Here is a 20,012-nt window from a genome sequence, read left to right as displayed (position 1 = left end):
GCGATTGCGGACTAGTCCGACGACGCCTTGTGCGAGGAACCGGACGAGGAACCATTCGAGGCGCTCGAGTGCGAGTCACTCGATGACGAGCTCGACGAGGAACTCGAAGCGGACTCCGACTTCCCGGCAGACGAGGCCGCGCTCTCGGGCTTCTTCGCAGCTGAAGAGTCATTTTCAGACTTCTTCGGCGCGGACCCCTTGTCGGACTTGGTGTCCTTGGAATCGGCCTTCTCGCTCTTGTCGGCCTTGGCCGACTCATCGGCCTTCGTCCCGACTCCACCGCTGACCTCGCCGACCTTGGTGACCGGGGTGGGCAGCTTGACCTTCGGCACGTTGACCTTCGACTCCACCGGTTTGGCGGCGTCGACGGGGGCAGCGGGCTTGGCAGGCTCAGCGGGAGCCGGCTTGGCGGGCTCAGCCGGGGTGGCCACCTTGACCGGTTCGGCGGGGGTGGCGGCTTCCGCGGGCTTGGCCGGCTCAGCCGGGGTCGTCACCTTCACCGAATCCGCGGGTGTAGCCGGGGTCGCGGGCTTGCCCGGCTCGGCGGGCGTCGTCACCTTGACCGACTCCGCCGGGGTGACGGATTCCGCAGGCTTGGCCGGCTCGGCCGGAGTCGTCACCGACTCCGCCGGGGTGGCCGCGGTAGCGGGCTTCGCCGCTTCCTCCACGGTTCCGGTCTTGGTGACTTCCGACTTGGCGACGTCAACCTTCGCGGTATCGGACTGCGCCACCGCAGAGTTCGTGACCAGCTTCGATGAGGGCGTGACCAGGGAGGTGAGACCCGGGATGGTCGGGATGGTCGGAGCCGTTTGAGTCGTGATCCCCTGCAGATACGACAACACCGCAGCAGGCACACCCGGCAACTGACCGATAGCCGTCACGAAATCATTGATCAGCTTCTGGTTCGCGGCCGTGTTCAGCTGCCCCGTTGCGTACCAGAAGGGAACGTTGAACGGCAGCGTCAACGCCCCACCCAACACCGTGAACACCGGCTGAACTGCCTGGAACAAACTCGGAGCCGGAGTAGCAGTCGGCGCAGACAATGCCGCCGTCTTGACGGTGGGAGAAGCCGCCGCATTCAAACCCGGAATCGACGGGATGGTCGGCAGCGTCTGCGACGGAATACCCGCCAGATACGACAACACCGCAGCAGGCACACCCGGCAACTGACCGATAGCGGTCACGAAATCATTGATCAGCTTCTGATTCGCCGCCGCGTTCAGCTGCCCCGTCACAAACCAGAACGGGATATTGAACGGCAGCGTCAACGCCCCACCCAACACCGTGAACACCGGCTGAATCGCCTGGAACAAACTCGGAGCCGGAGTAGCAGCCGCAGGCGTGGCAGCCGCAGCAGTCTTCACCGTCGGAGCAGCCGTCGTCGACGTCAAACCCGGAATCGACGGGATGGTCGGCAGCGTCTGCGACGGAATACCCGCCAGATACGACAACACCGCAGCAGGCACACCCGGCAACTGACCGATGGCCGTCACAAAGTTGTTGATCTGGGTCTGGTTCGCGGCCGCATTCAGCTGCCCCGTCACAAACCAGAACGGGATATTGAACGGCAGCGTCAACGCCCCACCCAACACCGTGAACACCGGCTGAACCGCCTGGAACAAACTCGGAGCCGGAGTAGCAGCCGCGGCCAATGGTGTCGCGGCCGAACCTGACACGCCGGGCAATGTCGCCAGCGAGCCGATGCTCGACGGCGCCAGCGAGCCTTCGTTCGACGTCAGCACATAGGACTGCGTCGAGACGGTCCGGTGCTGTTCTGGACTGGCGCTGAGAGATTGAATCGTAGGCACGGAAGCCGACGCGGAGATGCAGACACTGCAAACCGCCGCGGCAGCCGTGGCACGAAGGCGAACGCGCACGTGAACCACCCCTTCTGGGCAAAGAATGTGAATAGGCTGGAAGTAACCTGGAGAACTCGGGATAAACGTAGGGCACACTGCACCATGCCGCCGACCACGGACTCGATAGTTTTCCTAGCCGTAAGTCAAATATCTCCCAGACGCCATCAAGGATTGACCCGCGATTCTCCGAATCAACTGGCTGTTGGGCAAATCAACCGGATCTAGGTGTCGGACCCTGGTGCGAGCATCTGTTCATGACCGGGTCAGCCAGCATCCTGCACGCGGATCTGGACTCGTTCTACACCTCTGTCGAGCAACGTGATGATCCGGCGTTGCGCGGCCGCCCGGTGATCGTTGGAGGCGGTGTCGTGTTGGCCGCCAGCTACGAAGCCAAGCGCTGCGGCGTGCGCACCGCGATGGGGGGCCGACAGGCGCGGCAGCTATGTCCGAAGGCCGTGGTGGTACCGCCGCGTTTCGATGCGTACAGTGCCGCGAGCAAGAAGGTCTTCGAGGTCTTCCGAGACACCACCCCGCTGGTCGAACCGCTGTCCATCGACGAGGCATTTCTCGATGTCGCTGGCCTACTGCGTATTTCGGGCACTCCGCGTGATATCGCGGAGACGTTACGCACGGAGGTGCGCCGTCGAGCCGGTCTACCGATCACCGTCGGCATCGCCCGCACCAAGTTCCTGGCCAAGGTCGCCAGCCGCCAGGGTAAGCCCGACGGACTGTTGGTGGTGGAACCTCACGAAGAAATGACATTCCTGCGCCCCTTGCCGGTACAGGCGCTGTGGGGCGTCGGCACCATCACCGCCGAGAAGCTGCGGGTGTACGGAATCCACACCGTCGCCGACATCGCCGATCTTGGCGAGTCCACCCTGGCGTCGATGGTTGGCCGCGCCATGGGGCACCAATTGCATTGCCTGGCACATAATGTCGATCCGCGACGGGTACAGGGCGGTCGACGGCGGCGCTCAATCGGCGCACAGTGTGCGCTCGGCAGACGGCGGCGCACCGGCGACGAGATCGACGCGATCGCTACACAACTCATCGAACGGATCGCGCGCCGGATGCGTGGCACCGGCCGCAGCTGCCGAACGGTGGTGCTCCGGCTACGGTTCGACGACTACACGCGCGCGACGCGCTCACACACCGTGTCACGGCCCACGACTTCCACGGAACACCTACTGGCCGTAGCACGCCAGCTTGTCGGCGAGGCCGCTGTGCTGGTCGCGGAACGGGGCATCACCCTGATCGGTTTCGCTGTCTCCAACTTCGAATCCTGCGGCGCAACGCAATTGGAGTTGCCATTCGACAGTTCGCAGACAAACACACTAGCGCTGGACAGCACGTTGGACGAGCTACGCGAGAGGTTCGGTACCCGCTCGGTCACCCGTGCCACCTTGTTGCACGGCGGCGGGCATGAGGAGTGGGGCATCCCGACCTTCGAAGACATTTAACGACGCCGGGATGCCCTATCCGCGATCAGGAATCGACGGAGCACAACCAGAAGGTACCGCCGGTGGTGTCCCGAACCAGCGCCATCCGGCCATATGGGGTGTCCTGCGCAGGTGTGAGCACCACGCCCCCGAGCTCAGTAGCCCTTGCCGCACTGGCGTCGGTGTCCGACGTACCGAAATAGACCGCCCAATGCGCCGGAACGCCCTCCGGAAGCGTCCACTGACCCACTGTCGCGTCGTTGACCCCGGCAATCGGTTCTCCGCCGTGCTGGGCACACGCATACCGGAACTCCTCGGAATCGCCTTCCACCTTGGTTTCCCAACCAAGCACCTTGGTGTAAAAGTCGACCGCCTTGTCGTATTCGCGGGTGTTCAGCTCATGCCACACCGGGGCACCCGCCTCGGCTACCAGCTGAAAACCCTTGTGGGCCAGCGGCTGCCACAGTCCCACCACAGCTCCGGAGGGGTCGCCAAAAAGGCCCATATATCCGAGCTGTGGAACTTCCATCGCCTGCATGCAGTTTCCGCCACCGTTGTCAGCCACCCTCTGGAGCGTGGCGTCGATGTCGTCGGTGGCGAAATAGGTTGTCCATCCGTCGGGCGCATTCCACTCCGGATTGTTCGCGATCATTCCCGCGACCGCCTTACCGTCCATGTGCGCATTGATGTACCCGCCGTACTCGGGACCCGCGTCCTGCAGGGTCCAGCCGAACAACGCGCTGTAAAAGGCCTTCGACTTCTCGACATCCGACGAGGCAAGGTCGATCCACGCGGGGGCACCGAGTGGAGTTTCTTCACGAGTGGGCATGGGGTCTCCTTGTACTGGATGGGGCACTCACCCATATCGACCATCCGGACCGCCAAAACTCATCGCAGCTGTTGACCCGCTGCGCCTTCAGCGGCGGCCAGTTCGCTACGGTCTGTGGCGTGATCGTGTTGCTACCACCCTCAGAAACCAAACGCGAAGGTGGAGATCATGTTCCTCTGCGCCTGGACAAGCTGGCCACACCATCGCTGAATCCGGTGCGCGCGGCACTCGTCGACGAACTCGTCGCCCTTGCCGCCGACCCTCCGGCATGCAGGAAGGCGCTGGGCATCTCGGCCTCTCAGGACGCTGAAATCCAGCGCAACGCCGAGCTGCGGACCTCCCCCACCATGCCTGCCCTGCAGCGGTACACCGGCGTGCTGTACGACGCCCTGGACGTTACGTCTCTGCGCGGCGCCTCCGCGACACGTGCACGCGAACGCCTCGCCGTCGGCTCGGCGCTGTTCGGGCTGCTACGCGCCGACGATCCCGTGCCTGCCTATCGGCTGTCGGCCTCATCCAAGCTGCCCGGAAAGCCGTCGTTATCCGCCCGCTGGAAGCCGGTACTGGAGCCGGTGTTGGCGGAGCTGGCCGCCGACGAACTGGTGGTGGACCTACGCTCAGGCTCGTACGCGGGATTAGGGCGGCTACCGCAGGCGATAACCGTTGATTGCCTCACAGAGCATCCCGATGGGCGACGTACGGTGATCACCCATTTCAACAAGGCGCACAAGGGAAAACTGGCACGTATCCTCGCCGGCAGCAGAGCCGAACCCAATGACGCCGCCTCAGTGGCTGCGGTTGCCCGTCGCGCCGGACTTCATATCGAACGCGACGGCAACACGCTCACGATCATCGTCAGTCAGTAGACCCCGAGTGTGACTTGCCCTCGGAGGAATGCGTCTTTCCTTCGGAGGAATGCGAACTCCCTTCCGACGACGGTGAGCTCTTGCCGGTCGACGACTTCTCCGTCGAAGGCTTCTCCGCGGGCTTATCGGACGTGCCACCCACGGAGGGGGTCGATCCTTCGCGAACCTTGGTCGCCGTAGACGCACCGGGCGTCTTGCTATCCGTTTCAGCGCCCTTGGATCCCTCGGTCGTCTTGGTGCCGCCGGTGGTGGTGGTTCCACCGGGTGTCGACTTCAGGCTGTCGCGAACGACCTTCACCGGGCTGCTAGCGGGCTCAGGCTTGGCCAGTTCCGGCTTAATCTCCGGCTTGACCGGTTCAGGCTTGGTCTCTGGCTTGACCGCGACGGGCTTGGCCGGCTCGGGCTTCGTAGATGCTGCGGCCGCCGGGTCAACCTTGGGCTCAACAACCTTCGTCGGCTCAACAGCCTTCGTGGGCTCGACGGCCTTAGCCGGATCAACCTTGGGCTCAACAACCTTCGCCGGCTCGACGGCGGCCTTAGTCGGGTCAACCTTGGGCTCGACGGCCTTAGCCGGGTCGACGGCCTTAGCCGGATCTGCCTTCGTCGGGTCAACCTTCGTCGCGTCCGCCGGAGTCTCAGCGGGCTTGGCCTCATGCTCGGTTTTGGGCGACTCTGCGGGCGTATCGCCAGGCTTGGCCCCGTGCTCCGTGTGCTCGGTGTTGGGAGTCTTCGCATCGACGTCGCGCTTGGTGGTCTCTGACTTCTCGGACGCCGTTTCCGGCTTGGCGACAGCCTGATCGACCTGCTTCGAGGAGGTCTCCGGCGTGGTCCCTGGGTTGGTCCCAGGTAGCGATATCTTCGGCACCTGTCCCAGCAGGCTGGACAAGTCGTTGAGCGCGGCGGCAATTACCGTCGGCACGCCCTCGGTACTGCCGATGATCGCCTGTACCGGCACCGTGATAGGCAGCGCCAGCACATGCAGCACCGCGAACGCCAACTGCGCGAAGTAGGACGGCGTTCCGAACGCCGGGCGCGGGCCCGGGAAGTTAGTCGGCAGGGGTTCGGGTTCTGGCGCCGGAGCCGGAGCCGGCTCCTCAGCGGCCGGCGCTTCGGCCTCCGCTGCCGCCGTCTTCGGCAACACCGAGGAGGCCTCAGCGACCTTCTGCTGCGCTTGCGCCGCCGCCGGTTGCTGCGGTGAGAACCCTGGTATCTGGCCCAGCAGGCCCGACAAGTCATTGAGCGCCGCGGCGATCACCGTTGGCACACCCTCGGCGCTGCCCAGGAAGAACTGCACAGGCACCGTGACTGGCAAGGCCACAACGTGGAACACCGCAAAGGCCAACTGCGCAAAGTAGGACGGGGTGCCAAACGCAGGCCAATGGGTCCCCGGGAAGTTGGTGGGTGGCGCCGGCTCGTCGGCCGCGGGCGGATCTGTGGGCTGCTCGACGGGCGGATCTACCGGCTGCTCCACCGGCGGATCGACAGGATCAACGGCGGCCGCGGTGATCGCCGGAGCCGAACCGGTCGACGCGGCTTGTGATGCCGTGAGGAGTTTGGCGACTGTCCCTATGAGTTCGCCGCTACTCGGCACCCCGGTGGCCACTGGATTCGATTGCGCCCCAGCATCATTCTGCGGGGCAGCCACCGCCAGCAAATCAGAGAACGACGTGAGAGAAACTGCCCGATTCGTCACGGAATGTGTTGTGGCCGTGGCCGTTAGGGAAGGGACCGGCCGCACGGTGCGCGCATCCAGACCTGTCCCGACACACAGACTGCACACCGCAGCAACCGCAGCAGTTCGAATAGCTACATACACTGGATGACACTCCCCTACGACCGACCCGACCAGACAGCCTCCGACAAGGGCAAACTACTACCTCTGCGGGCAACCGACAACACGAAGGAATCGGCAGCGCCTTAACCGTCGGCGCCGGTCCTGACCGGCTGATTCGCCAACGCGAGCACCTCGTCATCGGTGAACAACCTCGACCGGATAAGGAAACGCACCCCCTCCGGCGCCTCCAGCGAAAATCCAGACCCTCGCCCAGGCACCACGTCCACCGTCAAATGTGTATGTGACCAGTACTCGAACTGGTCGGCGCTCATCCAGAACGGTGTACCCCCGCTAACCTCGCCGAGCAACACATCCGAGGCACCCACACGAAATTCTCCGCGCAAGTAACACATCGGCGCGCTGCCGTCACAGCAGCCGCCTGACTGGTGGAACATCACAGGCCCATGTCGAGCCACCAGCGAAGCCAACAGCTCGGCCGCCGCCGCAGTGAGCTCGACGCGGGGGATCATCAGAAGAAGCCCGCGGCGTCGGGTGAGTAGCTCACCAAGAGGTTCTTGGTCTGCTGGTAGTGGTCGAGCATCATTTTGTGGTTCTCACGCCCGATACCGGATTTTTTGTAACCGCCGAACGCGGCGTGCGCCGGGTACTGGTGATAGCAGTTTGTCCATACCCGGCCCGCCTTGATGCCGCGGCCCAGCCGGTAGGCGTTGGTCATATCGCGCGACCAAACCCCCGCGCCAAGGCCGTACAACGTGTCGTTGGCAATCTTCAGCGCCTCGTCCAGTGAGTCGAACTTCGCCACGGAGAGCACAGGGCCGAAGATCTCTTCCTGGAAGATGCGCATGTTATTAGTGCCGGCGAACACAGTCGGCTGGATGTAGGCGCCATCCGGGTAATCGGCAACCTTTCGGGCGTCCCCACCGGTAAGCACCTGCGCGCCTTCTTTTCGCCCAATGTCGATGTAGGACAAGATCTTTTCGTACTGATCGTTACTGGCTTGCGCACCGATCATGGTGTCCTCGTCGAGCGGATCCCCACTCACGATGGCTTCGACCCGCGTGATCGCACGCGCGATGAACTCGTCATAGATGGACGAATGCACCAGCGCCCGAGAGGGACACGTGCATACCTCACCCTGATTGAGTGCGAACATGGTGAAGCCTTCGAGCGCCTTATCCAGGAACGCGTCATCGGCGGCCATCACGTCGGGCATGAAGATGTTGGGGCTCTTGCCGCCAAGCTCCAATGTGACGGGGATGATGTTCTCGGTCGCGTACTGCATGATGAGGCGCCCGGTGGTGGTCTCACCCGTGAAGGCGATCTTGGCGATGCGCGGGCTGGAGGCCAGCGGCTTACCCGCCTCGACACCAAACCCGTTGACCACATTGACGATTCCCGGCGGGAGTAGATCGGCGATCAGCTCCATGAGTACCAGGATCGAGGCGGGCGTCTGCTCGGCGGGCTTGAGGACCACACAGTTTCCCGCAGCCAGCGCCGGCGCCAGTTTCCAGACAGCCATCAACAGCGGGAAGTTCCACGGGATGATCTGGCCGACGACCCCCAGCGGCTCATGGAAGTGGTAGGCCACGGTGTCGTGGTCGATCTCTGAGATCGATCCCTCCTGAGCGCGCAGCACTCCGGCGAAGTAGCGAAAGTGATCGATCGCCAGCGGTATGTCGGCATTGAGGCTCTCGCGGATCGGCTTGCCGTTATCCCAGGTTTCCGCGACGGCGAGTCGCTCGATGTTCTGTTCCATGCGGTCGGCGATCCTGAGCAGCGTGTTGGACCGCTCGGCCGCTGACGTATTGCCCCATGCCTCGGCCGCGGCGTGGGCGGCGTCCAGTGCCTTGTCGATGTCCGGCGCGGTACTGCGGGCGACCTGAGTGAACACCTTGCCGTCGATCGGCGAGGAATCATCGAAGTACTGGCCATCCGACGGGGCAACCCACTCACCACCGATGAAGTTCTCGTACCGAGGCGCGAAAGTGACTGCGCTGCCTTCGGTTCCGGGTGCTGCATGCTTCATTGCCTGCTCCTGTCGGTCATCGATGCGAGCCCTGTGACGTACGTTACACCCAGGTCGCGAGTGGGAGTACGGCCGCTGCTCACATGCGTTCCCACCCACCGGGAAGCGCGTGGAAGGACCCGACCAACAAGTCATCCAGACGCGTGAAAAGGTCGCCGCTCCCGCGTTCAAGCCCATCACGGTGCCACAGCTCCCACACCCGCCCAGAATCGGCGTCGCCGATATCTACACACAACCATCCACGCCACTGCACAGTTGCGATACGGAGGAGATCAACCAGGTCGGGCCATTGGTCTCGCGGCAGGATGAGTTGTCCGTCGGCACCCATCGCACTGACCCAGAAGTCGCCGGCGAAGTCGTCATGTTTGTAGAAGTTGTCGATGGTGCACAGACTTTCGATGGCGACCAGACCGCGGTCGTCACCGTGCAATGTCTCAAGGAAGCCGTTGTGCAGGTCCGTATAGATGCGACGGAGGCCACGCGGTATCCGCTCCCAGATGACCGGTCTCACCACGACATTGACCGCCTGCCAGGCACCGAACCGTTCAAGCGCGGGTATGAAGACCACTTGCCGAGCCCAGTTCACACCAACACGGCCTCGCGCAGCGGAATCATCCACAGGGGCTAGCCCAAACCGGAATTGCCAATCAGACTCCGGATGCCCACTCCCCGCGATGGCGTACATCAGGGCGAGGCTTGAGAACTCTGCCTCCTTACCGCTCACACGAACCACCACGACGTCGGCACAGTGCGCATCCAGCAGTCCGATCAAGCGGAGGAAGCCGTCCGGCACCACCTCACGCCACAACACCAGTGCTTCTCTCACCGCCTCGCGTCCGGACAACGACGCGATACCTCGCCACGCCTGCGGAAGGCCTGGCGCATCCGATCCGACCGGCTCGATATGAAGGTGCGGAAACACCCTTGGCAACGCAGCAACTATCGAACTACGTCTTGTACTGGGCCCATCGGCCATGTGGGCAAGAATAGGCGCATGGCAAATCGAATACCTTAGAGTGGGTAACGATGTCTACGCAGTCACCTGAGCCCGAAACAGTCGATCAGGAAGCCGCGAGCTCCATGATCAGCGTGCAGCGCCGCAACCTCATCTTCGTCGCGGTCCTGCTCGGGATGCTCCTGGCCGCGCTGGACGGCACCATTGTCGCTACGGCCCTGCCCACCGTCGTCGCCGATCTCGGAGATGCCGGACACCAGTCGTGGGTGGTCACCAGCTATCTGCTGGCCTCCACCGTGGCCACAGCCGTCATGGGCAAGTTCGGTGATCTCTTCGGACGGCGCGCAGTCTTCATCGCCTGCATCGTCATCTTCGCGGCCGGATCACTGCTCTGCGGCATGGCCGGATCGATGGCCATGTTGGTCGGTGCGCGTGCGATCCAGGGCCTCGGCTCGGGTGGACTCATGGTGACGGCGACCGCCCTCATCGGCGAGATCATTCCCATGCGCGAGCGCGGCCGCTATCAGGGCATGCTCGGGGCGGTCTTCGGGGTGACGACCGTGATCGGCCCGCTGTTGGGCGGACTGTTCACCGATCATCTGGGCTGGCGCTGGGCCTTCTACATCAACCTGCCCATCTCGGTGGTGGTGATCGTGGTCGCGGCTGCCGCCATCCCGGCTCTGGCCAAGGCGACGCGCCCCGTCATCGACTACTGGGGCATCGTGCTCATCGGATTGGGTGCCTCGGCACTGACGCTGGCGACCAGCTGGGGTGGCACCACCTACCCCTGGTCCTCACCGGTGATCATCGGACTGTTCGTCAGCGCGGTCGCCGCGATAGGCGTGTTTGTCTGGGTGGAATCCCATGTGTCCGAACCGATCCTGCCGCCGCGGCTGTTCCGCGACCCGGTCTTCACGATCTGCTGCGTGCTGAGCTTTGTCGTTGGCTTCGCCATGCTGGGGGTGATGACATATCTCCCGACGTTCATGCAGTTCGTCAACGGTGTCTCGGCCACCGTGTCGGGTATGCGCACCCTGCCCATGGTGGCGGGCATGCTCATCACCTCCACCGGAACCGGCATCCTGGTGGGCCGCACCGGCAAGTACAAGATTTATCCCGTCCTCGGCACCGCCACCATGGCTGTCGCACTGGTGCTGCTGTCCAGGATGGACAATTCGACGCCCTTCCTGTTGCAGTCGCTGTATCTGCTCATTCTGGGGGTAGGCATCGGCGCCTCGATGCAGGTACTCACCCTTATCGTGCAGAACACGGCCCGTTTCGACGATCTGGGCGTCGCGACCTCCGGTGTGACGTTCTTCCGCACCATCGGCAGCTCATTCGGCGCCGCGATATTCGGGTCACTGTTCTCCAATTTCCTTGCACGCGAGATCAGCTCGGTGAACGTGCCACCCGAGGCCACCGCGTCACCGCAGGCGCTGCACGCACTGCCACATGATGCCGCGATACCGGTCATCAACGCCTATGCCGACTCACTGGACCTTGTGTTCCTCTGCGCCACACCTGTTGCCGTCATCGGATTCGTCGTGGCGCTGTTCCTCAAAGAGGTTCCGCTGCGCGGGACCGACTCGGCCCTCGCCGCCGATATGGGCGAGGGCTTCGGCATGCCCAACTCGTTCTCACCAGACAAATTGCTGGAGATCGCGATCAGCAATGCCATGCGAGGATTCCCACACATCGGCCTGCACAAGCTGCGCGAACACGCGGGTGTGTCGATGCCCATCGCGCCACTGTGGGCCCTGGTACAGGCCAACCGCTTCCTGCGCGCCACCGGGTCTGCCGAGGTGTCCCGAATCGCGCAGTGGTACCGGATACCGCCCGAGGTCATCGCCCCCGCCTTCAACGAGCTCACCGAGAACGGGTACGCCCTACGCACCAACGACCACGTCTGGCTCACCGATTCCGGACGCCAGGAAGTCGACAAGATCAGCGAGGCAATCAACCAGTACTTGGTTGAACGACTCTCCCGCACACCCGATTTCGAGGATCGGGCAGACCGCGAACAGATTCAGGCAGCGCTGGAACGCATTTCACGGCGAATTGTCACCGACACCGATTGGCGCGAGAACCCTATTCCTGCGCTGCCTGGGGCGTCACCAGGCGGGTGAGCAATGCTTCAATCCCGGGACGCGGATTGAAGTTCGGCGACGGGTTGGCCAGCTGCTGGTAGATGATGCCCGTCAGATAGTCCTGAAAGATTTCCGCATGCAGCTCAGGGGTTTTCGGGTCCACTTTGCGCATGAGCTGCAGTGTGCGGGGAATCTGCGCATCCCGGCCCCGCTGCAGCGGCTCTCGCAGCTCGGGATGGCTCCATCCCTCCATGAGAAGCGCCATGTACGCGCGCACCCGGGTACTCATCATTCCGACCGCCCCGTTGGCGTACGCGGTGCCGATGCCGACCAGATCAGCCACTGTGGTCGGATTGATCTCGGTGACAAGCGCCCGCCAGAAGGCCCGGCGAAGCTTCTCGATCTCCACAATGACACCCAGCAGCAGCGCATCACGTGTACGGAAATGATTCGACGTAGTACCGCTCGGGACGTTCGCCGCCGCATCCACCGAGCGATACGTAAGACCCCCGACACCCATGGTGCCCGCCACCTCGATAGCGGCCGCGATCACCTCTGCCCGCCGACCCCTTGGTTGCTCCTCCACCGTTTCGAGGGTAGTACGCAATAACGGCGATATGCGCACCGGCTCTAGGCTGGAAAACATGCGCTTCTCGATATGGGGACAAACCAACCAATCCTGGACAGATCTGCTGGATATCGCCCAGTACGCCGACGGCGGATCGTGGCGTGCCTTCTACGCCGCAGACCACTTCATGGCACACTCGGACACCGCCGAACAGCGCACCGACTTCCACGAAGCCACCGCGATCTTTGCCGCGCTCGCCGCGGCCACCTCACGGATCCGGCTCGCTCCCCTAGTGCTGTCGATGACCTTCCGGCATCCGGCGGTGCTTGCCAACTGGGCGGCCACCGTCGATCACGTAAGCCAGGGGCGCTTCACGCTCGGACTGGGCGCCGGCTGGCAAGAGAACGAACACCAGCGCTACGGGCTCGAACTCGGCAAGCCCGGACCGCGCGTCGACCGGTTTTCCGAAGGGCTGCAAGTGATTACCGGCTTGCTCAATGAGCAAGCCACCACGGTGAACGGCGAGTATTACCAGCTGGCCGAGGCCATCTGCGAACCCAAGCCGTTGCAGCGCCCGCTGCCCATCCTCATCGGCGCCACACAGCCACGCATGCTCGGCCTGACCGCCCGTTACGCCCAGGAGTGGAATCAGTGGTCCACGCCCGGAGCGTTCCGTGACGTCTCGGACCGTCTGGACGCCGCAGCCGAGAAGATCGGCCGCAATCCTGCGACGATTTGGCGTTCCACCCAGGCCCGCATCATCGTCACCGACAGCCCGCAGTCCGAGGAACGCGCCGCGGAAACCGCTGCGACATCACCGATTCCGGTGCTGTACGGCACCGCAGACCGCATCGCGGAGCAGATGGCACCGTGGGCACAGGAGGGTGTCGACGAGGTGATCCTGCCGGATCACCTGTTGGGCACCGGGCCAGCTCGCCGGGACGCCTACGACGCCCTGGCGCAGGCCCTTAGGCCGCTCGCGGACTGACGTCCGGCCGAGAGGGCTTAGTTGCCCCAGCCGCGCTGGCCGTCCCAGCCACCACAAACGCCGTTGTAGCAGCCGTGGCCCCAGCCACCCTGTCCTGGGTTCCATCCGCCGCATACGCCGTTGTAGCAGCCACCGCCGCCACCTGCGTCACCGCTGCCTGAGCCGCCGGGATCAGCAAGAACCACCTGGTTAGACGTGGTTGTCGGCACCCCGGTGGTCATCACGGCGGCGGGCGCAGCAGCGATCAGTACCGCGCCAGCACCTGCGGCGAACACCGTTCCGATGAACTTCCGTGTGATTGACATATATCCATATTGCTCCTTGTTCGGGAGCATGCCAACAACCGACACCAACTCGATACGGAGCCAATCACAAACGGTCGCTTATGTTTTCGCAGGTAGAACGCAAAAAATGGCGATTACGAGGCGGATGCAAAAACATGAACAAACTTCGACAGCGACGCGTCGATGTCGCTGCGCAACGCTGCCGCCACCACCGCGCCGATCGGGCCGAACATCGCGGGGCCGCCTAAATGCAGGGTGAAGTCGACGACCGAACCCGGCCCCTTCGGGGTGATCGTCACCCGGAGCTTGACCTTCACGCCACCTCTGCCCTGTCCCTCCAGTGACAGTCCCGTCGGAGGGTCGTACTTCTTAAGGATCCATCTGACCCGGTTGTACATGCCCTTCACACACACGATCGAATCGATCACCGTGCCCGTTTCCAGTGTCTCGGGCAACGCGCTGCGCCACGCGGTGTGAACACTCAGCCACTCATCGAAACGCCGCAGATCCGAGGCGTGCTCCCAGGCCTCCTGCGGAGGGAGGGGCACATCGATGGAGGAATTCAGTTTGGCTGCCACGTCGGCAAACGATACCCGAGCGACATCAACAGACGGCTAGCAGTTACTAGGGGGCGGGATCCCGGCAAACCGATCCGCGATCCACTGCACCCCCAGCCGCTCCCCTTCGGGGTCTACATGGCCCTTACCGGGCGCCACGATCTCCTGGACGGTGTCGCCCAATGCACAGGCCCGCCGCACCGCAGCGTGGATCCAGCGCGCGTCGATCAGCCGATCGGCCCCACCCGCGTAGACGAGCATCGGGCCGGAAGCCGGCCCCAGCGGCAACGAGATCCGCTTCAACGCGCGCGCGAAGATCTCCGCATCCTGCGGGGTGATGCCGTGAAAATCGTTGGCGCGCAATCTGCCTATGGCCGCCGCCCGCGCCGGATCCAGCCCGTTATGACATCCCAGCAGCAGCGCCTTATCGTGCGGGTTGTCCTGAAAAGAGCCGTGCAGGAAGTTCTCCGGCCTCAGCTCGGGGACCGTGACCGACAGCCCCGTGAGCAGCGTGGGCATCATCGAGAGCTGGCTCCAGTCGTACCGTCCGTCACCGACGTGCGTCGCCATCTCGGTCAGATCTGCCGCCGGGGACAGGTTGGCCGCACCCACAAAGTCCAGTTCCGGGGCATAGTCGCCTGCGAGCTCGGCGGCCGCCCAGGTGGCCTGGCCACCCTGGGACGCTCCGATCGCCGCCCATGTCGTCGACGACCCGGGAATCAGCGACATCGCGGCACGCGCCGCGTCGACGACGTTGAATCCTTCGGATCGCGGCTCCAGATACGGATGCGGGCCCGGTACGCCCAGCCCCTCATAATCCGTGATGGCCACCACCCAGCCGCGCTTGGTGAGGTTGCGCACCAACCAGATGTAGCCGCGCAGATCGGGAGCACGCGAGACCGCGCACTCGTCATCCAGACCGGTGGTGCCGTGACCCACCGACACAATGGGCCAACCTTGTTGTGGAGGTTGACCTTTCGGTGAAAACACGACACCCGTCACCTCAGTGGGGGTGCCGGTGGTACCGGAGGTCGACATGTAGCGGATGAGGTGGCCGTCGGCGATCGCGTCCAGATCAGGAGCCAGCGACAACGGCGCATCGGAAAGCACCTCACCCGGCGGCGGCGAGGGAGGCGGAGGTGCAACACCTTCCGCCTCGACCCGCGCGCAGGCCGCCGTGACCAACACCAGCGCCGCCAGCAGCGGCGCCAGTCGGTTACTGAGCGTCGCCGTCCTTAGGAGCTGTGGCCCCCTCGACCTTCTCGACCGCGCCCTTGGCGGCGTCCTGCACCTTGTCCACCACTGCCGAGTACTTGCCACCGGTCTTGGTGTCGATGGCGTCGCCGACCTTGTCGACGGCCTGGTTGACCTTGTCCTTGTTGCCCGCCAACAGGCTCTTGAGCTTGTCGATGAGGCCCTTGAAATCAGCCATGTGAGGTTCTCCTTCGGTCTGGGACGGCGCAACTGTAGTACGAGTTCGCGGCGTATGTTGGGTCGAGTGACGGACCGCGTGAAAATCACGCTGAGCGGCGCCCCAGAGACCATGCTGGCCACCCTGTACGGCCGGGCACAGGACGCCGTGTCCCCGAATTCGGTTCTTCATGACCACTACGCCGCCCAGGCCGTCGGTCGTATCGACTACGACTTCTCCAAAACCAAGATCAAAGGAACCCAGGCGATTGGGGTGGCATTACGCGCCCGCCAACTCGACGTCTGGACCTCGGAGTTCCTCGCCGCACACCGGGAAGCGACGGTGCTGCATCTGGCCTGCGGGCTGGACACCCGTATCTTCCGGGTCAATCCGCCCGAGACGGTGCGCTGGGTCGATGTCGACTACCCCGACATCATCGCGCTGCGGCGCGCGTTGCTCCCCGAGCGCGGTGGCGACTATCGGATGGTGGGCAGCTCGGTCACCGAGGAGTCATGGCTGGACGATATCCCCGCAGATCGCCCCACGCTCGCGGTGTTCGAGGGTTTGACGATGTACCTGACACAGGCCGAAGGACAGTCCCTGATCCGGCGGATCACCGGCCGATTCCCCAGCGGCCAGCTAGCTTTCGACTGTTACGGCAGCATCGGAATCACGCTGCAGAAGCTTGTCCCCGCGGTGCGCAACGCGGGTGCCACCCTGCACTGGGGTATCGACGACCCCGGCCAAATCGAGGCATTACATCCCGGGCTGCACTGTCTCGACGACCTGCGCAGCACCGACGTGGCAGGTGAGGAGCACCTGCCACTGTCGGGCCGCATCCAGATGAAGGTGATCTCGCATATCCCTGCCCTGCGCGATATCGGCAGGATCATGCGGTTTTCCTTCTAGGGCACTCAGCGGTTGAGGACGACCATTGCCTTGCCGTCCGCCACCGACTCCAGGGTCCGCAGCTGCAGCAGCTCCGGATTCTCCCGCAGCAGCTTGGCGGTGTTGGCCATCGAGCGCAGCACGGCGGCCTCGGCGCGGGCCCGCTCCAACTGGGCCTTACCCGCTTCACGGGCCAACAGCGGCCCGGCCAGTGCCTTACGTACCTCGCCGGACAGCATGATGTCCTTGACGACGAACCGGTTCACCGTGACGCCGAACTCCTCGGCCTCGGCCGCAAGCCTCGCAACGGCATCGGCGCCCAGAAACTGCCCCCGCTGAGCCAACAGCTCATCGAGCGTCAGTGCCGCGACGGCGTCACGCACCTGCAGCTGAGCACGCAGGTAGATGCCCCAGTGCACCGAGCCATTCTCGGCGGTGGCGAAAACGTCTGGCATGGACACCTTGTATTCGACCGCCGCCGATACCTTCACGGTGAAACCATCGACGGTCAGCACATCTTGACCGACCACCTGAATCGACTGCGCACGCATGTCCACGGTGACCAAGGTGTCGGTACGCGGGCGCGTGTAATGCACGCCTGGTGTCAGCACCGCCTTGAACACGCCGTCGCGGTACAGCACACCGCGCTGCCATTGCATGATCGTGATCTTCTGCCCGAAGATCTCTTCCCACATACTCATCCTTATTCACCTCTCTTACCTCTGACGTTGTAATTCCGTTGCGGAGGAACGACTTCCGGACCGCGTCGCGGGCCGGCGGGGGGAATTCGCCGTAGCGTTCCCCGCAGGGCCGATCCGTGAACCGTAAGGCGCACGGCCCGGAAGCCATCCCGTGAGGGACTCGAACCCCCTAGCCTGAGGAGGCGTGCCGACAAGGCGAAGACCCAACACGCGGTACGCCGACCGGCGATGCCGGGACGCCGCTTGATCTCCGCGTCAGCAAAGATAGCGAACAGCTGCGATGCCGCGCACCCGAATTATCTGCGGCGACTCAGTCGTCGTTGGTGGCCCAGAAATGGCGGGGCTGACCAGACCACTTGCCCTGCAGCCACCACAACACCTCGATCACGGCGGCCGCCGCGACACCGATGCCCAACGCGGGCCCGGTGACCGCCAGATTGCCCGGATCGAGCATGAATGTCTCTCGCGCCAAGGGGATCGCAAAGATCACCGCGTAGCCCAGGCCCGAGAACGCCACCAGCGCCACCCGCCACCAGCGATAGGGACGTGCCACCACGGCGAGCACCCACACCGCCGCAACAAGTTCGGTGATCAGCGCGGCGGTCGACGCCTGCGTGCTGTTCCCCGTGACGTGGAGAATCTGACGAGCCAACAGATAGGACAGGAACGTCGCGATGCCCACCGTCAGGCCCGACGGAATTGCCGACATCATCACCCGGCGCACGAATCCCGTCTGTGCGCGTTCATTGTTGGGCGCCAGCGACAGAATGAACGCCGGAATGCCGATGGTGAACCAGGCGGCGATAGTGACGTGGATCGGCTGGAACGGAAACGGCACCGCGCCGTAGTGGAAGATCTTCGAGCCCAGTCCCGCGAGCCCCACCGTCAGCGCGAGCAGCACCGAGTACACCGTCTTGGTGAGGAACAGGTTGGAAACCCGTTCGATATTGCCGATGACGCGCCGTCCCTCGGCAACCACATAGGGCAAGGTGGCGAACTTGTTGTCCAACAAGACAATCTGAGCCACCGCACGTGAGGCCGAGCTGCCAGCACCCATCGCCACACCGATGTCGGCATCCTTGAGCGCGAGCACGTCGTTGACACCGTCACCGGTCATCGCCACGGTATGGCCGTGCGACTGCAGCGCCTTGACCATCGCCCGCTTCTGGTCGGGCCGCACCCGCCCGAAGGTGGTGGCATCGGCAAGGGTGTCGGCCAGCTTGTCGGTATCAGAAGGCAGGGTGCGCGCGTCGATGGCGGCGCCGGAGAGCCCCAGCGTCTGAGCCACCGCGCTCACCGACACCGCGTTATCACCGGAGATCACCTTGATCGAGACATGCTGAGAGGCAAAGTATTCAAGGGTGTCACGCGCATCGGGGCGAATCTTCTGTTCCAACACCACCAGCGCACGTGCGGTGATGGCACCGGGTGCGTGGGCGTCGTCGACCGGCAGCTCCGCCGAGGCAAGCAACAGCACCCGCAGGCCCCGGGAACCGATCTCTTCGGCCGCCGTAGCGATCGGGTCGGTCGGGTCGAGAAGTACATCGGGGGCACCGATCACCCAGTTGCCATGCTCACCGTAGGATGCGCCGCTCCACTTCTTGGCCGACGAGAAGGGCGCTATCGCCGTCGATTTCCAGCCCGGCGGGGTGTCGTATGCCTCGGCGATGGCGGCGATGCTTGCGTTGGGCCGCGGGTCATCGGCCGCCAGTTGCGACAGCGCCGTCAGCGCATCTGCCTGATCACCGCCGCCGTCCAGCGTTTTCACATCCGAGAGCCGCATCCCATTCTCGGTGAGGGTGCCGGTCTTGTCGGCGCAGACCGTGTCCACCCGGGCCAGCCCCTCGATGGCGGGCAGCTCCTGCACCAGGCATTGGCGCCGACCCAGGCGAATCACACCCACCGCGAAGGCGATTGACGTCATCAGCACGAGCCCCTCGGGAACCATCGGGACCAGGGCACCCACCATCCGGAGTACCGATTCCTGCCAACTGTCATCGGTGGTGAACAGCTGGGTGTAAATGATCAGCGCACCCGCGGGCAACAGCAGGTAAGTGATGAACTGCAGGATCTTGTTGATGCCGTTGCGCAGTTCGGAATGCACCAGGGTGAACTTGGACGCCTCCTCGGCCAGCTTGGCCGCGTATGCCTCACGGCCCACCTTGGTCGCCCGGTACGCGCCGCTGCCCGCCACCACGAAGCTGCCCGAAAGCACCGGAGAGCCAACGGTCTTGTCGATGGGATCGGCTTCTCCGGTCAGCAGCGACTCGTCGACCTCAAGAGCGGCCTCCTCGATGACCTCGCCGTCCACCACGATCTGATCGCCGGGCCCCAGCTCGATGATGTCGTCGAGAACCACTTCGTTGGGCGCGAGTGCTGTCGCGGCACCGTCGCGGCGCACCAGGGGACGGGTCTGACCGACGATCGCCAGCTTGTCGAGCGTCTGCTTGGCGCGCAGCTCCTGAATGATGCCGACGGCACTGTTGGCGATGATCAGCAGACCGAACGCACCGTTGATGACCGAGCCGGTGGACAGCACGATGACCAACAGCACCCCGAGAATGGCGTTGATCCGGGTGAACACGTTGGCTCGCACGATGTCCGACACACTGCGTGCCGCACGCGAGGGGACGTCATTGGTCTTCCCCTGCGCCACGCGCTCAGCGACGTCAGCGGCGGTCAATCCGCCGACGGTCAATCCCTCGATCGTTGCCACCCCTGCAGAGTAGCGACCGGCGCGCGCCTGGCACGGCTGCCGA

The 20,012-nt window shown here is 64.1% G+C and carries 18 protein-coding genes; 5 read left to right on the top strand and 13 right to left on the bottom strand.

Annotation, left to right across the window (positions count from 1 at the left end; all coding sequences use genetic code 11):
• Positions 1 to 11: 11 nt before the first annotated feature.
• Positions 12 to 1,877 (bottom strand): hypothetical protein, encoded by a 1,866-nt coding sequence (locus HBA99_RS04295; RefSeq protein ID WP_478212264.1) that lies wholly within the window; start codon positions 1,875 to 1,877, stop codon positions 12 to 14.
• Positions 1,878 to 2,113: 236 nt separating this feature from the next.
• Here HBA99_RS04295 and dinB point away from each other — a divergent pair, with 236 nt between their 5' ends.
• On the top strand, positions 2,114 to 3,319 hold the full coding sequence (gene dinB / locus HBA99_RS04290; RefSeq protein ID WP_070951534.1) for a DNA polymerase IV: 1,206 nt from the start codon (positions 2,114 to 2,116) through the stop codon (positions 3,317 to 3,319).
• A 25-nt stretch (positions 3,320 to 3,344) separates the two neighbouring features.
• Here the strand turns inward: dinB and HBA99_RS04285 are convergent, their stop codons facing one another.
• Positions 3,345 to 4,127: a VOC family protein gene (locus tag HBA99_RS04285; RefSeq protein ID WP_070951535.1), complete on the bottom strand. Its 783-nt coding sequence runs from the start codon at positions 4,125 to 4,127 to the stop codon at positions 3,345 to 3,347.
• A 119-nt stretch (positions 4,128 to 4,246) separates the two neighbouring features.
• On the opposite strand from HBA99_RS04285, the gene yaaA reads away from it, so the two are divergent.
• Positions 4,247 to 4,993 (top strand): peroxide stress protein YaaA, encoded by a 747-nt coding sequence (yaaA, locus tag HBA99_RS04280; protein ID WP_070942185.1) that lies wholly within the window; start codon positions 4,247 to 4,249, stop codon positions 4,991 to 4,993.
• On the opposite strand, the gene HBA99_RS04275 is transcribed toward yaaA, so the two are convergent.
• The 4 genes from HBA99_RS04275 to HBA99_RS04260 form a co-directional block, all read right to left on the bottom strand.
• A complete protein-coding gene (locus HBA99_RS04275) occupies positions 4,983 to 6,809 on the bottom strand; it encodes a hypothetical protein (protein ID WP_070951536.1) in 1,827 nt (608 codons plus the stop codon). The genes yaaA and HBA99_RS04275 overlap by 11 nt on opposite strands.
• A 101-nt stretch (positions 6,810 to 6,910) precedes the next feature.
• Positions 6,911 to 7,297: a DUF779 domain-containing protein gene (locus HBA99_RS04270; RefSeq protein WP_070923754.1), complete on the bottom strand. Its 387-nt coding sequence runs from the start codon at positions 7,295 to 7,297 to the stop codon at positions 6,911 to 6,913.
• On the bottom strand, positions 7,297 to 8,814 hold the full coding sequence (gene adh / locus HBA99_RS04265) for an aldehyde dehydrogenase (RefSeq protein ID WP_070923755.1): 1,518 nt from the start codon (positions 8,812 to 8,814) through the stop codon (positions 7,297 to 7,299). Before adh ends, HBA99_RS04270 begins: the two co-directional genes overlap by 1 nt.
• A gap of 79 nt (positions 8,815 to 8,893) precedes the next feature.
• Complete coding sequence (locus tag HBA99_RS04260) at positions 8,894 to 9,736, bottom strand: hypothetical protein (RefSeq protein ID WP_070951537.1); 843 nt, start codon at positions 9,734 to 9,736, stop codon at positions 8,894 to 8,896.
• A 158-nt stretch (positions 9,737 to 9,894) separates the two neighbouring features.
• Between HBA99_RS04260 and HBA99_RS04255 the strand changes: the two genes are divergently transcribed.
• The gene (locus HBA99_RS04255; protein WP_070923757.1) at positions 9,895 to 11,895 is read left to right on the top strand and encodes an MDR family MFS transporter; all 2,001 of its coding nucleotides are present in this window, start codon (positions 9,895 to 9,897) and stop codon (positions 11,893 to 11,895) included.
• On the opposite strand, the gene HBA99_RS04250 is transcribed toward HBA99_RS04255, so the two are convergent.
• Positions 11,858 to 12,409, bottom strand: coding sequence for a TetR/AcrR family transcriptional regulator (locus HBA99_RS04250; RefSeq protein ID WP_070923758.1), 552 nt, complete (start codon positions 12,407 to 12,409; stop codon positions 11,858 to 11,860). The two genes, HBA99_RS04255 and HBA99_RS04250, sit on opposite strands and share 38 nt — an antisense overlap.
• Before the next feature lie 91 nt (positions 12,410 to 12,500).
• On the opposite strand from HBA99_RS04250, the gene HBA99_RS04245 reads away from it, so the two are divergent.
• Positions 12,501 to 13,412 carry an LLM class flavin-dependent oxidoreductase gene (locus tag HBA99_RS04245; RefSeq protein ID WP_070952342.1) on the top strand — a complete coding sequence of 304 codons (912 nt, stop codon included), beginning with the start codon at positions 12,501 to 12,503 and terminating at the stop codon, positions 13,410 to 13,412.
• Between the two features lie 17 nt (positions 13,413 to 13,429).
• Here HBA99_RS04245 and HBA99_RS04240 read toward each other — a convergent pair whose 3' ends face one another.
• The 4 genes from HBA99_RS04240 to HBA99_RS04225 all read right to left on the bottom strand — a co-directional run bounded on the left by HBA99_RS04240 (position 13,430) and on the right by HBA99_RS04225 (position 15,685).
• Positions 13,430 to 13,717: a hypothetical protein gene (locus tag HBA99_RS04240; protein ID WP_030094381.1), complete on the bottom strand. Its 288-nt coding sequence runs from the start codon at positions 13,715 to 13,717 to the stop codon at positions 13,430 to 13,432.
• A gap of 113 nt (positions 13,718 to 13,830) precedes the next feature.
• Positions 13,831 to 14,274, bottom strand: coding sequence for a type II toxin-antitoxin system Rv0910 family toxin (locus HBA99_RS04235; protein WP_070951538.1), 444 nt, complete (start codon positions 14,272 to 14,274; stop codon positions 13,831 to 13,833).
• Positions 14,275 to 14,310: 36 nt separating this feature from the next.
• The gene (locus HBA99_RS04230) at positions 14,311 to 15,444 is read right to left on the bottom strand and encodes a lipase family protein (RefSeq protein ID WP_109418755.1); all 1,134 of its coding nucleotides are present in this window, start codon (positions 15,442 to 15,444) and stop codon (positions 14,311 to 14,313) included.
• A 25-nt stretch (positions 15,445 to 15,469) separates the two neighbouring features.
• Entirely contained in the window at positions 15,470 to 15,685 is a 216-nt protein-coding gene (locus tag HBA99_RS04225) for an antitoxin (protein WP_070923760.1), read from the bottom strand.
• A gap of 54 nt (positions 15,686 to 15,739) precedes the next feature.
• Here HBA99_RS04225 and HBA99_RS04220 point away from each other — a divergent pair, with 54 nt between their 5' ends.
• Positions 15,740 to 16,573, top strand: coding sequence for a class I SAM-dependent methyltransferase (locus tag HBA99_RS04220; RefSeq protein WP_070923761.1), 834 nt, complete (start codon positions 15,740 to 15,742; stop codon positions 16,571 to 16,573).
• A 5-nt stretch (positions 16,574 to 16,578) separates the two neighbouring features.
• Here HBA99_RS04220 and HBA99_RS04215 read toward each other — a convergent pair whose 3' ends face one another.
• Together HBA99_RS04215 and HBA99_RS04210 are read right to left on the bottom strand one after the other, a co-directional pair.
• The gene (locus HBA99_RS04215; RefSeq protein ID WP_078321627.1) at positions 16,579 to 17,253 is read right to left on the bottom strand and encodes a slipin family protein; all 675 of its coding nucleotides are present in this window, start codon (positions 17,251 to 17,253) and stop codon (positions 16,579 to 16,581) included.
• A 310-nt stretch (positions 17,254 to 17,563) separates the two neighbouring features.
• The gene (locus HBA99_RS04210) at positions 17,564 to 19,969 is read right to left on the bottom strand and encodes a cation-translocating P-type ATPase (protein WP_070950173.1); all 2,406 of its coding nucleotides are present in this window, start codon (positions 19,967 to 19,969) and stop codon (positions 17,564 to 17,566) included.
• Positions 19,970 to 20,012: the final 43 nt, after the last annotated feature.

The organism is Mycobacteroides chelonae (assembly GCF_016767715.1).
In the GTDB taxonomy this organism is placed as follows: domain Bacteria; phylum Actinomycetota; class Actinomycetes; order Mycobacteriales; family Mycobacteriaceae; genus Mycobacterium; species Mycobacterium gwanakae.
This window is presented reverse-complemented; position numbering and strand designations above follow the sequence as displayed.